The 13,202-nt window shown below is 47.7% G+C and carries 13 protein-coding genes and 1 tRNA gene; 8 read left to right on the top strand and 6 right to left on the bottom strand.

Translation table 11 applies throughout. The features are described from left to right. Positions 1-217 precede the first annotated feature (217 nt). Positions 218-1,144 (bottom strand): thylakoid membrane protein ThyD, encoded by a 927-nt coding sequence (gene thyD / locus QUA71_RS27925; RefSeq protein ID WP_333290099.1) that lies wholly within the window; start codon positions 1,142-1,144, stop codon positions 218-220. Positions 1,145-1,292: 148 nt separating this feature from the next. Between thyD and QUA71_RS27920 the strand changes: the two genes are divergently transcribed. Beyond that, positions 1,293-2,924, top strand: coding sequence for a DUF3352 domain-containing protein (locus QUA71_RS27920; RefSeq protein WP_333290097.1), 1,632 nt, complete (start codon positions 1,293-1,295; stop codon positions 2,922-2,924). Between the two features lie 172 nt (positions 2,925-3,096). Here QUA71_RS27920 and QUA71_RS27915 read toward each other — a convergent pair whose 3' ends face one another. From QUA71_RS27915 to QUA71_RS27905, 3 genes are all read right to left on the bottom strand, one after another. Continuing rightward, on the bottom strand, positions 3,097-3,294 hold the full coding sequence (locus QUA71_RS27915) for a hypothetical protein (RefSeq protein WP_006632682.1): 198 nt from the start codon (positions 3,292-3,294) through the stop codon (positions 3,097-3,099). 196 nt (positions 3,295-3,490) lie between these two features. Continuing rightward, positions 3,491-3,907, bottom strand: a complete 417-nt coding sequence (locus QUA71_RS27910) for a tetratricopeptide repeat protein (protein WP_006632681.1) — start codon at positions 3,905-3,907, stop codon at positions 3,491-3,493. A gap of 87 nt (positions 3,908-3,994) precedes the next feature. Beyond that, entirely contained in the window at positions 3,995-4,348 is a 354-nt protein-coding gene (locus tag QUA71_RS27905) for a HesB/IscA family protein (protein WP_006632680.1), read from the bottom strand. 245 nt (positions 4,349-4,593) lie between these two features. Here QUA71_RS27905 and QUA71_RS27900 point away from each other — a divergent pair, with 245 nt between their 5' ends. The 7 genes from QUA71_RS27900 (at position 4,594) to QUA71_RS27870 (ending at position 11,543) form a co-directional block, all read left to right on the top strand. Beyond that, positions 4,594-6,243, top strand: coding sequence for a DUF6930 domain-containing protein (locus QUA71_RS27900; RefSeq protein WP_333290095.1), 1,650 nt, complete (start codon positions 4,594-4,596; stop codon positions 6,241-6,243). A 108-nt stretch (positions 6,244-6,351) separates the two neighbouring features. Then, positions 6,352-6,606 carry a hypothetical protein gene (locus QUA71_RS27895; protein ID WP_333290093.1) on the top strand — a complete coding sequence of 85 codons (255 nt, stop codon included), beginning with the start codon at positions 6,352-6,354 and terminating at the stop codon, positions 6,604-6,606. Continuing rightward, positions 6,596-6,796: a type II toxin-antitoxin system PemK/MazF family toxin gene (locus QUA71_RS27890; protein WP_333290102.1), complete on the top strand. Its 201-nt coding sequence runs from the start codon at positions 6,596-6,598 to the stop codon at positions 6,794-6,796. The genes QUA71_RS27895 and QUA71_RS27890 overlap by 11 nt, the downstream gene beginning before the upstream one ends. Positions 6,797-7,027: 231 nt before the next feature. Continuing rightward, complete coding sequence (gene zds / locus QUA71_RS27885; protein ID WP_333290100.1) at positions 7,028-8,464, top strand: 9,9'-di-cis-zeta-carotene desaturase; 1,437 nt, start codon at positions 7,028-7,030, stop codon at positions 8,462-8,464. 192 nt (positions 8,465-8,656) lie between these two features. Then, positions 8,657-9,103: an SRPBCC family protein gene (locus tag QUA71_RS27880; RefSeq protein WP_333290091.1), complete on the top strand. Its 447-nt coding sequence runs from the start codon at positions 8,657-8,659 to the stop codon at positions 9,101-9,103. Positions 9,104-9,362: 259 nt separating this feature from the next. After that, positions 9,363-11,384 (top strand): serine/threonine-protein kinase, encoded by a 2,022-nt coding sequence (locus tag QUA71_RS27875; RefSeq protein WP_333290089.1) that lies wholly within the window; start codon positions 9,363-9,365, stop codon positions 11,382-11,384. Between the two features lie 85 nt (positions 11,385-11,469). After that, a tRNA-Val gene (locus QUA71_RS27870) sits at positions 11,470-11,543 on the top strand. A 253-nt stretch (positions 11,544-11,796) separates the two neighbouring features. Here the strand turns inward: QUA71_RS27870 and QUA71_RS27865 are convergent. After that, positions 11,797-12,015, bottom strand: coding sequence for a hypothetical protein (locus QUA71_RS27865; RefSeq protein ID WP_333290087.1), 219 nt, complete (start codon positions 12,013-12,015; stop codon positions 11,797-11,799). Between the two features lie 759 nt (positions 12,016-12,774). Continuing rightward, on the bottom strand, positions 12,775-13,202 hold a 428-nt coding region (locus QUA71_RS27860), incomplete at its 5' end, for an SDR family oxidoreductase (RefSeq protein WP_333290085.1).

Raw genomic sequence — 13,202 nt, 5'->3', positions numbered from 1 at the left:
TCGAATTGGCAAAACCTACAGCTAGTATGCGTTCGAGTTCCACGGAACTACCCCGCAGGGGGTAAGTTCCGTTTAAATAAAAAATACCCTAGTTACCCTCGTTCCCAGGCAGAGCATAAGAACGAGGAATTTTGTTTGAGTCCGCGCAGGCGGACTTTGTTTGTGGAGCATCCGAATTCTATTCGGCGGCTTCTATATTCTGCGGTTTGTCAAGTTTCTAGCTTCCCGATAAAATCTCTTCGAGTGCTAATTTAAGCGTCGGATATTGATATTGAAAACCACTAGCTAAAGTTTGTTTAGGCAACACTTTCTGCCCTTCCAAAACAAGTTTTGCCCCGTCTCCCAACAGCATTTCTAATGCAAAACCTGGCACAGGCAACCAAGAAGGCCGCTGCAAAACTTCCCCTAAAGTTTGACACAATTCATTCATCCGCACCGGATTCGGTGCTGTCGCATTCAAAACGCCTTCAACTTGCGAATTTTGCAAAGCGTACAAAATTAAATCAACCACATCCTCGCGATGAACCCAAGAAAACCACTGTTTCCCAGTGCCGAGGGGGCCGCCTGCAAATAGTTTAAAAGGTGGCAGCATTTTTGCCAACGCGCCTCCCATTCCCAAAACTATCCCCAGCCGCAAAATTGCTAGCCGCGTTCCCGCATTTTTTGCAGGTTGGGCGGCGGCTTCCCAGTCTTTGCAAACTGCTGCTAAAAAATCATTTCCAGCAGGGCTAGTTTCGTCAAACTCAGCGGTTTCGCTGGTTCCGTAATAGCCGATCGCCGATGCACTCACTAATACAGATGGTTTAGGATTAGCATTGACGATCGCCTCGACCAATTTTGCCGTCGTCAGTCTGCGACTGTCCAGAATTGCTTGCTGGCGCGCCTCCGTCCACCTTTCCTCTGCAATCGGAACCCCTGCTAAATTGACAACAGCGTCGCAGCCCGCGATCGACTTTTGCCAATCACCAGACTCCGCTGGAGTGTAGGCGACAACTTCCAAATTCGGATAAGCTGAAGCGGGAAAAACTCGGCCAGCCTTCGCCGCATCCCTGCTCAAAACCACCACTTGATGTCCCGCAGCTTGCAGCTTCTCCACCAGCCGGCTACCTACAAATCCCGTTGCTCCCGCGATCGCTACTTTCATCTTTTACCAATAATGCACAGTTCTAGCAGTTTAGACGATCGTCCAAACTTGTTTTGAATTATACAAAACTAGAGCGCCGGCCCGATCGCCTCGCCACAAGCTTTCTGTATTTTGATTAAACTGATATGGGACGCGAGGAACACAAACCATGCCTGCAAAAAAATCAAAGCTTCTAATTGCTGCCTCCACCGTCGCAGCAGGTAGCGCTGCGGTCTACTTTTACTTCCAGGGTTTGAGCCAACAAGTATCCAACCCTCAAGACAGCGCCAAAGTTGTGCCCGACGAAGCAATGATGGCCGCGTTTATCTCCCCCAATCCGCAAGCGTTGGCCCAGTTGCAGCGATTTGGCACGCCAGGAGCTCAAAAGTTGATCGGTCAGGGTTTGAAGGGCTTTCAAGAACAAAGCTTGGCAGGCACTCAAATCGACTTTGACAGGGACTTAAAGCCTTGGTTAGGGGGGGTGATGGTCGCTTTGCTGCCCCCTGATGCTGTGACGAATACAGAGCCTCCAAAACTGCTGGTAGTAGTCAGCGTGAAAAATAAAATTAGCGCTTGGAATTTTGCGAATAAATTAAAATCTCAGCCTGGTGCAACAACTCAAGAAACCGAATATAAAGGAGTTAAAATTTTTGAGATTGCAGAGCCAACTGGCAAGCGCTACAGTGTCGCTTTGCTGAACGACCAATTAGTGATGGCTCCTTTGAAAAAGCCTGTGGAATTGGCGATCGATACTTTTAAAGGAGAACCCTCCCTCGCCACCCAGCAGAGCACAACTAAGTTTTTTGCAGAGAGTGCTGGTGTCAAGAATCCGATCGCAACTGTTTATATTGCTGACTATCCGGCGGCACTTGAGCAATTGAAAGCTAATTTGCCCGCAGATATCCAGTTGCCTTGGACAGTGTTTTCACAGTTCAAACAAGTTAAGTCTTTGGTTGCGGGAATTGGAGCAGATAGTGAGGGATTGAGGGTAAAAACTATTGCTCAGTTAGACCCTAAATTCGTGCAGCCAAATCCACAATTCGCATCCAAATTGTTGCCCAGATTTCCGGATGAAACTATTGCTTTAGTCGGCGGCAAGGGAATCGATAAAATTTGGTCGCAAGCAACCGCTGAGGCAAAAGATAGCCCGGAAGTTGACAAGGGAGTTCAGCAGGTGAGGGATAGTTTTAAGCGGTTGGATCTGGATGCGGATCGAGAGGTTTTTGGTTGGATGAACGGGGAATTCGCGATCGGGGCGATCGGTTCCAATCAAGGGATTTTGTCTCAGTTGGGGATGGGGGCGGCGATGATTTTTGAAACAAGCGATCGCCCTGCAGCCGAAGCAACCCTGAAAAAACTCGATGCGATCGCCAAAAGCAATCCTACAGTCAGTGTCGCCCCCAGACAAGTTCAAGGCAAAGAAGTTACGGAGTGGCAAATACCCCAGCAAGGCACTTTATTCGGGCACGGTTGGCTGAATGAAAATTCTGTGTTTGTAGCTTTCGGCGGGCCTTTAGTTGATGTGATTACTTCGACGCCGCCCCAGCCGTTAAGCAGCAGTCCGAGTTTTCAGGCGATCGCTACTTCTTTACCGCAGGCCAACCAAGGTTACTTTTACATAGATATGGAAAAAACCATGTCTTGGGCTAACCAATATTTGCTCGCAGTACAGCCAAATTTAGTTTCACCGCCCGCTGCTGAATTGCTCAATTCTCTCCGAGGAGTTAGCGTAGCCACAGCTTCTACACAACCGACAACTGCTGAGTTGGAGATGCTATTTGCCTTCAAATCTAACAATTAGGGAATTTGTAATCGCTAATTTGTAATCGGTAATTCTTCCTTAATTCTTTCTATCCGTTAAATCTCGTACACGGCTTTGTTGTCGGACTTTTTTCTGACCAAAAAAAGATGCTGCCCTCCATAGAGGGCAGCTACTCAAATAAAGCATCTTAAAGTCTCTCAAAACTTCAGAATTAACCTTCAGACATTCCGGATTTATTCGGCAATTGCAAGTCATCAGGATCTACATAGTGACAAACTGCTTTGTCCATGCAAATCAAGGCCCAGCCGGATTTATCGATGCTCATCAACTTGTAAGAAGCTGGCTGAATAAAGAAACCTTTGTGGTTGCGGGTTGCTGGTTTGATGTTAACGTGGCTGTCAGTGCTCATGTTTTTACAACTCCTAGTATTATGGTAGAAAAATCTGAAAACCGCTGAGCGGGTTTGTGAATCGTCTAAGTTTTCAAATACTAGCACTGACTTTCTGAGTTTTCCATAAAGTTATTTATTGATTTATTACGATATCGTAATAAACCGCAAAATCGATTTCCTCGATCCCCGCCCAAAAATCGACTTGTTTTCCTGGTTACGGCTCCAGAAGCCACTGTTTAACGCGGGCGAGACTCTTCCAGTCCGGTTTTCTCTTTAATCCTTCTTCAAAATTTTTTTTAACTTCGTCGAGCAACTCTTCCGAAGCCATCACTAATTGCTGAGCCACTTCTACGTGGGGGCGCACTCCTTTATCTTTGAGATCCAGGATCGCTACTGCTAGGTTGATGCGAGCTTGGGGGTCGTGAGGGTTCAATTTAACGGCTGTTTTCGCTGCCTTTTGAGCCGGTGCAGGTTTATTTTCCAACAGGTAGAGCCACGCGAGGCTAGCCCAGGCATTGCCATTTTTTGGAGCTTTTTCGCACACTTCTTTAAACACGGGGATCAGATTAGCCGGGGCTTCGCCAGCTTGGTAGCGATCGAAACCGTCTTTAAACAATTCTTCAGGGGTCATTCGATTTTAGATTTTAGATTTGGGATGTTGCACGGAAAAGGGCATGGGGCAGTTAATAACTTTCTGCCCCATGCCCTCTTTTCCGATTTATGTAGAAAAAGAACTGCCACAACCGCAAGTTTGAGTTGCGTTGGGGTTAGTAAACTGAAAGCCGCCCCCGATCATAGCATCGCTGAAGTCGAGAACCAAACCGTAGAGATAAAGAATGCTCTTGCGATCGCAAACTACCTGAAAACCGTCGTAGTCGAACACTTCATCGTCGGATTTCACGGTGCTGGGATCTGCGAAATCCATCACGTAGGACATTCCAGAGCATCCGCCCTGGCGCACCCCTACCCGCAAGCAGAGGTCTTTACCTTGTTTTTCTCTCAGGGCTAAAACTTGACGGACAGCAGAGTCCGTCATTTGAATGCCGCGCTTTTCAGAAATGGCTTGAGTCATAATTTGCCGAACTCCTGAGACTGTCTAATGCAAAGAGTTTAATCTTATTGCTCCATTGTACAGGCATTCGCCAGAAGGCATTCGGTTAGATGCTGAAGGCAGAATTTTTAGCTTCTAATTTTTAATTCCCGTGGGGCCTCGTTCCCAAGCTCGATGCCCTCTCCCCCTATAGGGTTTATGATTGATAAGCAGCGGTTGACCGGCTACCGGCACCGCAACAATGCTTCACCCAACGGGCTTACTCTATGGCAGCGCTGAATCGCACTACTCTTCGTCGGCTACAAAACTTACCTCAAATTCCCAGCGTGTGGGAGGGCGATCGCCGACCCTTATCTAATGCTGACTCACACCTGATGATAGATGACGATGACATTCTAGAAGCGGGTGGCGAGTGCATTCTCTGGGTCGATGGCTCCGAGGGAGTCGTGAGGGCTATGGACATGGTAGGCCCAGATGCCGGCCCAGAGGCGATCGTCCGGGCCCTGCTACGGGCAATGGAACATCCCCAAAGTCCGGCTCCCGCAGGTCGACCCCAAAAAATAGTAGTCAAAAACCGAGAAATTCAATTTTATCTGCGGGGCGTACTTCAAGATTTAAGCATTTCCATTGACTACGTGCCGGAATTGCCCTTAATTGACGAAATATTTCGCGGCATGGAAGAGGTCGCGATCAACAGGCCTCCTGAGTTGCCCCCTCAGTATGCTGAAGTTTTAATGGAAAAAGCTGCTCAAATTTGGCAAGATGCTCCGTGGCGGACTTTGAGGGAACACCAAATTATATCTATTGAAATCAATCAGTGGGATGTCGCCAGCCTCTACGTGTCCGTATTGGGGCAAGGCAGAATGGATTACGGAGTTTTACTGTACCGTTCTCTAGAATCCTTGAAGCGGTTTCGAGAACGAGTCGTCAACGATGAATCTTTTGAAGATTTAGAACAGGCTTTTTTAGGGCAAGACTGTTTGTTTCTTACCTTTGAAAGTGCAGCAGATATTGATGAGGACGACGACGAAGAAATTGATTTAGCCGAGTTGCCTCCATCGGAAATTGAACCAAATTTCGGCAACCTACATCCTTTAGAAGGATTGCGATCGATTCTTTACGAAGAAGAAGCCCTCACGATGTTAGTTGCTCTCGAAGCATTTCATCGCTTTTTCCGCAACGGCCGCCGGAAATTGGGATCGGACACTTTTCCCAGTCTTAGCAGTCGCTACCGCATCCCAGTTCCGCAGCCTGACGGAGAAATTCAACAGGTATCCGTTAAAGTTTCAACGATGCCGGATGTGTCAGAGGAATTATTACAGATGCTCGGTGATGATGACGGTGATGACGATGATGATGATGATGAATTTGAAAAGCCACTGCTGCGGGACGATTTGGTGCCGCAAAATTCATTTTTGAGTCTCGGCGCCGTACCTTGGGAAACGGTAGAGTTCCTGCGCGAAAGTGTGCAGTTTCACCAAGGTGCAGAAATTGATATTAATACCGCCGGAGATGGTTTGCCGGTGGTGATGATCCAAACTTCTCATCCGAAGGCAAAAACTATGATTCAGGATTTGAAAGAAGCTGGAGGGGTCAAGGCAATTGGTTTTAATCCGGGCGAAAATCCTTTTCAGGATGAGCAATACGACTTGGGTATTTTGCAAACTAAAAATGGGGATCTGTATTTGTTTGGGGAGTTTAATGAAGACGATCCGGTGCATCAGGAAGCTCGCAAGAAGTGGGACAATCGCTGTAAATTAACCAACGGTTGGTGCGGTTTGATTATTGCTAAAGGGTTGATGGGTGCTTCTCGCGGTCAGCCTCAGTTTAAGGATATGGTTGCTTTGCTGGAGGTGCGCTGGGTGTCTGCTAAAGACTTGGGAATTGGGCCACTTCAGTTGATGCCGATGTTTTGAAGGAAGAAGGAAGAAGGAAGAAGGAAGAAGGAAGAAGGAATATGTAAAATTAATATGTAAGGTGCGCCCCAGCGCACCATAGTTTTTAAATTATTAAGGGGAATGATTATGTCAAATTCTACTCAAAAGCGAGAAGTGTTAGTCGCCCTTGATGCTGAATTCGTGGAGAAAATAGACCAGCTTACTGATGATTGGACGGAGGCGATCGAGCAAGCTCTCCGTCTCTGGTACGCTAACCAAATCGAAGATAAGTTGCGGAAATATTATCAAAACCGCAGCCAAGAAGATATTGAGGATGAAAAAGAATGGTTTAATTTGGTAGAGGAACAGATAGAAGAAACATGGAGCAGCCCTGGACTCTAACTCAACAGCAAAAACTTATCCTCGCCAAGGCGAGATTTACCTTTCAAGAGCTTTGCGTCAGTTAGGAGATACCAAAAAAAGACCTGTAGTTGTGGTTTCTCCCGAGATCCGCAAGGAGTTTACGGATTCTGTCATTGTTGTTCCTTTCACCAGTAACCTTGCAGGAGTAGAAAATCCTACTCGCGTCTAGATTCCTGCGGGTGAGGGAGGATTGCAAGCTGATTCTCTAGCTGTATGTGAAAACGTTTCTGCTTTGCGACAGACATTTCTACAACAAGGCCCTTACGGTCAACTTAGTGCCGATGTCATAGCAAGAATTCAGAGGGCTATGCAAGTGTCGATCAGCATTTATGAACTTTGAATGTTTCGGAAATTCTAAAATTTGTTACAATCTGTAAAAATACTGGAAAGGATAGGTAAAATGCGGGTTGCGATCGCAGGTGCGGGACTGGCTGGAATGACCACAGCAGTCGATTTAGTGGAAGCCGGCCACGAAGTAGAAATTTTTGAATCCCGCCCCTTTGTCGGCGGCAAAGTCGGCAGTTGGGTAGATCCCGACGGCAATCACGTTGAAATGGGTTTGCACGTCTTCTTCGGCTGTTATTATAACTTATTTGCCCTCATGAAAAAAGTGGGAGCTTTTGACGATTTGCTCCTCAAAGAACACGTCCACACTTTTATTAATCGAGGCGGCGAAACCGGTTCTTTAGATTTTCGCTTTCCCGTGGGTGCTCCTTTGCACGGATTGAAGGCGTTTTTCACGACATCTCAGCTATCCGTACAAGACAAAATTCAAAATGCGATCGCCCTGGGAACTAGCCCGATCGTCCGAGGTTTGATAGACTTTGAGGGGGCAATGAAAACTATCCGCGATTTGGATAAAATTAGCTTCGCTGACTGGTTCCGCAGCCAAGGTGGCAACCAAAACTCGCTCAAAAGAATGTGGAATCCGATCGCCTACGCACTGGGTTTTATCGACACGGAAAATATTTCAGCCCGGTGTATGTTGACAATCTTCCAATTCTTTGCATCAAAAACCGAAGCCTCTGTCATGCGGATGCTGGCTGGTTCTCCCAACGAATATTTGCACAAACCAATTGTGGAATATTTGGAAAGCAAAGGAACGAAAATCCACACGCGGCGCAGAGTCCGAGAAATTCAGTTTGAAGAAGGCGAAGAAACCCGCGTAACAGGCTTGGTAGTAGCTAACGGCGAAACAGAAGAAAATATTACCGCAGACGCTTACGTTTTCGCCTGCGACGTGCCCGGAATTCAGAAAATATTGCCCCCAGCTTGGCGCAAATGGTCAGAATTTGACAACATTTATAAATTAGATGCGGTGCCGGTGGCTACAGTACAATTGCGGTTCGACGGTTGGGTAACGGAACTGGAAGACGAAGCCAAGCGCAAACAGTTGAGCCACGCTGTAGGAATCGATAATTTGCTATATTCAGCAGATGCCGATTTTTCTTGTTTTGCAGATTTGGCGCTGACAAGTCCCAAAGATTATTATCAAGAAGGACAAGGTTCGCTGCTGCAGTTGGTGCTGACACCGGGAGATCCGTTTATCAAACAAAGCAATGAGGCGATCGCCCAACACGTACTTAAGCAAGTTCAGGATTTATTTCCCTCAGCGCGGGAATTAAACATGACTTGGTACAGTGTAGTCAAGCTCGCTCAATCTTTGTATCGCGAAGCACCGGGAATGGATGTTTTCCGCCCCGCTCAAAAAACTCCGATCGCCAATTTCTTTCTAGCAGGAAGTTACACTCAGCAAGACTACATTGATAGCATGGAAGGAGCGACACTTTCAGGTCATCAAGCGGCTAAGGCAATTCTCGAAGCTTACAGTCATTAGTCATTAGTCGTCTCTCGTTTTCTCTCGTTTTCTCTCGTTCCCAGGCAGAGCCTGGGAATGCCTATCAGGAGGCTCCGCCTCCAGTATTTAGACAGAAAATGCGAGGCAGAGCCTCTAGAAATGCGTTACCAGGCTCTGCCTGGTAACCAGAAATCTAAAATCTAAAATCTAAAATCTAAGATCTAAAATCGCATGACTGATTGGTTAGAACACAGCGTCCAAGTAGAAGTAGCAATTCCCATCGAATTAGCGTGGCAACTCTGGTCAGACTTAGAGCAAATGCCGCGCTGGATGAAGTGGATCGAATCAGTTCGCATCCTCGAAGACAACCCGGAATTGTCGCGCTGGAAGCTCGCAACTGGCGGGTTAGAATTTAGCTGGCTTTCTCGGATTCTCAAAGTAGTGCCGAATCAGATAATTCAGTGGGAATCGGTAGACGGTTTGCCAAATCGGGGTGCGATAAGATTTTACGATCGCAAAAGCAGCAGCATTGTCAAACTGACGGTAGCTTATGGAGTTCCCGGCTGGCTGGCAAAATTGATGGACAATTCATTTCTAGCGCGAGTAGTTGAATCGACTCTTATGGCTGACTTGGAAAGGTTTAAAGAGTATGCTCTGGAAGTGAAAGCGACATCTTAAATTATGAGGACTGAAGTCATGACTACTAACCAGTTTGTAGTAAGGAATTCAGTCCTTTAATTTCTAATTTAGGACTTATGCACCCGAACAAAGAAAGCGGGTTTTTGAACCGAGATTGAAAGTTTGAAGCAAATATTTTGGTTAAAAACCCGGTTTCTGGTCGCCCGTGTGTCCAAGACTATAATTCTAACGCGAGAGCCGATCGTCCTTTGGCATCAGTATCATAGAGATGTGCTGCTGATTCCTTCTCGGTTCAGTTATGAGTTACTGCCTAAACCCCGCTTGTCACAACCCGCAAAATGCCGATCGTACCCAATTCTGCCTGAATTGCGGCTCCAAACTGTTGCTGAGAGAGCGTTACCGCGCCATCAAACCCCTGGGGCGCGGCGGTTTCGGTCGCACTTTTTTAGCAATAGACGAAGACAAACCCTCAAAACCCCGCTGTGCAATTAAACAGTTTTTCCCGCTATCCCAAGGTACCAGCAGCAGCGAAAAAGCAGCAGAATTATTCAACCGAGAAGCGGTGCGGCTGGACGAATTGGGGAAACACCCGCAAATTCCCGAACTGCTGGCGCACTTTCAGCAGGAACGCTATCAGTATTTGGTACAGGAATTTATAGAAGGTCAGAATTTACAGGAAGAGTTGGCGCGGACTGGGCCTTTCAGCGAAAGTCAGATTCTCAGTCTGCTGAAGGATTTATTGCCAGTATTGCAGTTCGTGCACGATCGCAGTGTAATTCACCGAGATATTAAACCCCCCAACATTATCCGGCGCCGCATTTCTAAAACTCCCATCATTTATACTTACCCAGCATTAACCGGGGAATTAGTTTTAGTTGATTTTGGCGCTGCAAAAGTTGTGGAGGGTTTGAGAGAAACCGGTACAGTCATCGGTTCTCCCGAATTTGTGGCGCCCGAACAAATTAGAGGTCAAGCGGTTTATGCCAGCGATTTGTACAGTTTGGGAGTAACTTGCATTTATTTGCTAACTCAAATATCTCCTTTTGATTTGTTTGATATTAATCAAGATGTTTGGGTTTGGCGAGACTTTTTGAAGGTTCCAATGGAGCCGAAATTAAGTCGCATCCTCGACAAAATGATCGAATCGAGTCTCAGTCGGCGCTACAAATCTGTAGCTGAGGTATTGAAAGATTTGCAGCCGCAGCAGTCGGCGGCACAGGTTCCGACTCCGGCGGCCCCTGCTATTTCCCTGCCGCCGAGGACGCCGGCGGTGCAGAATGCAGTGCCGCCAACGCTTGCAGGCACAATCATACCTGTGCCGCCCATGCAGCGGGTTGTACCCGCAGGCGCGCCTACTTGGAGGTGTGTTCATACTCTGGTAGGGCATTCTAATGCTGTCACGTCGGTAGTTTTCAGTCCTGATGGCGCGATTTTAGCTAGCGGCAGTGAGGACAAGACGATTGAGATGTGGAAGTTGGACGCGGGTAAGCGGTGGTACACTCTCACGGGTCATTCTGACTGGGTGACTTGTGTAGCGTTTAGTCCTGATGGCGCGAGTTTGGCTAGTGGCGGCCGGGACAAAATGATTCATATTTGGGATTTGAATAAGGGTAAGTGGTGGTACGCTTTGGCTGGTCATTCTGACAGGGTTTCTGCTGTGGCGTTTAGTCGGGATGGTCAGGTTTTGGCTAGCGGCAGTCGGGACAAAACTGTGCAGTTGTGGAATTTGAATAAGGGAAGGCGGATGTCGGCTTTGACTGGTCACGCTGGCGGGGTGGAGGCGGTGGCTTTTAGTGCTGGCGGGGAGTTTTTGGCTAGCGGCAGCCGAGACAAGACTGTGCAGTTGTGGGATTGGCAAAAGGGTCGATCGATTTGTACTTTAGCAGAGCACGGGGATTGGGTGCGGGCGATCGTTTTTGCTCCGAACTCCCCCAACTCCCTTGCCGGTCAGACCCCCCCCAGCCCCCCCTTGGTAAGGGGGGGAGTAGGAGAAGGATTGATTTTGGCGACGGGGAGTCGGGATGGTACGGCGAAGCTGTGGCGGGTGGATGCACAAGGGCGAGGGACGCTGTTGCGGAGTATGAGGGACAATTCTGGGGATGTTTTGTGTCTGGCGTTGAGTCCCGATGGTCGGGTTTTGGCGACGGGGAGTCGGGATGGCACGATTTATTTGTGGGATGCGGGTACGGGGGGTTTGCTGGAAATTCTGACGGGCCACAGGGGCGAGGTTTTGTCGGTGGCGTTTAGTCCTGATGGGGGGAGTTTGGCTAGCGGTGCGGGCGATCGAACTGTGAAGATTTGGCGGGGGATTGGGCATTAGGGGCGATGTCAAGAGTGCCTGCTTAAAAATCTTATATTTATGCTTGACAGGCGATCGAGTGTTCTGCTACATTAGGAATTCGTGAGGACGCATAGCTCAGTTGGTTAGAGCACTACGTTGACATCGTAGGGGTCACTGGTTCGAGTCCAGTTGTGTCCATAGTTAAAGCCTGCCCACAAAGCGGGTTTTGTTTTTTCTACTGTTGTACAGTAACAAATTATTTGTCACTGATAACAGATTGATGTCAAGTTAACAAATTACCTGTCCGCGTTGACATATTATTGTCCTCTTTGACAAATTAATATTATTAATGTTTTGAGGACACAACAGGACTCGCTTTCAACCCACCGTTGCAATTTTAATCATAACTAACTTACAAGAAGCTACCCTAGTCCGGATGGCCATTGAAGCCTCAGATGTGCCAAGCGCACGGCAAGCGGCTCAATCTTTCAACCCACCTGTACAGATGTGCAGCCTGCCGGGACACGTTCAGCTTTGCCGCAATCTCTTCCTGTGTGTTCCCAGCAATGTAGTAGAGCCAAGCAGTACGAGCTGCCTGGTCTAACTTACGAGTCCGAAGGGGCAAGCCAGCTTTGCTGGCATCGCGCCGCTCTAAGAAGGCTTCTTTCATCAGAAAAATGGGTAGAAACCCCGTCCTTTTAGGACGGCTTTACATTTTTGATTTACTACCGCCTTGGGACTGGTTGGCTCGGTGTGCTTTTGTGTTGCACTTTCAACGGGACAATTACCGCCTCAAACTTCCCAGCCCTGTACGCATAGTGTTTTGCTCTTTCGAGCCTCCCTTGCGGGGTAAAGTTAGCTTCGCCAAGGTTTAATGAGCTTGCGCGGGCCCGTAGCACTGTCTCAGTGACCTTAAGACTGTTTAACTACCAGCGACAGAGCAGGCAACTAGCTTCGCATTCTCCCGGTGTCGTGACTCAAAAAACGTAGCCAGTTAAGACTTAGGCCCGTCAGAACGGCTTGTTAGATTTCTTCTTCAAGCCTCATGCCTTTAGGCTGAGGTTCCTGACGTTCTACCTATAGGAAGGTACGCATCCCCCTAAGGAGTAGATCTCTATAATTGAGTATCTGCTCAAAGAGGCATTTTTTGCTCAACTCGCTTTCTATAGATTATTACATTCTACGTTAATGAAAGTGGTCTTAAAAAACTCCAAGGCCGCAAAACATTGCAGCACCAATCCTGGAGGCTGACAACATTGCTAACTTAGTAATAAGCTGGCACACATTTAAGAAAGGAATATGCACTCATGGGAAAAAGGTTAAAGGCGAAGGGGAAAAGGTTTTCCCTGTTACCTTTCACCCTGTTCCTTTTCCCTTAAATCGATTAGTTCAATATGTAACTTAGATGCACAACAACTTACCCTTTTCCCTATAGTCCGCCAGTCAGATTCAAGTTAAACCCCGTAATGTAGCTTGCCTCCTCGCTCATGAGAAATGCCACACCGTTAGCAACTTCTTCAAGGCTCCCCAAACGCCGCATCGGTACTGAATTAATCATTTGCTGCTCTACTACTTTAGGATCGGGATCAAAGTACTGTGACCCTACACCCGCCTGCAATTCTGTCTGCCGCGTCCACATCACGCCCGGACCAATCAGCGCAGGCGAGACGGCATTCACCCGAATGTGGTAGGCAGCCAAGTCTTTCGCTGCTGTCTGAGTTATCCCAATTACGGCAAACTTCGAGGCTGAGTAGGCGAGCATATTTGGAGGACCAGCCACTTGACGGGGTGACAACCCCGTCAAAACATTGATAAAATAAAGGACATAGCCCTTAGACCCCTCTGAAAAAACGGTAG

Origin of the sequence: Microcoleus sp. MON1_C5 (genome assembly GCF_036701875.1) — a bacterium.
Taxonomy (GTDB): domain Bacteria; phylum Cyanobacteriota; class Cyanobacteriia; order Cyanobacteriales; family Microcoleaceae; genus Microcoleus.
Note: the sequence above shows the minus strand (reverse complement) of the source record. Positions and strands in the feature narration are given on the sequence as shown.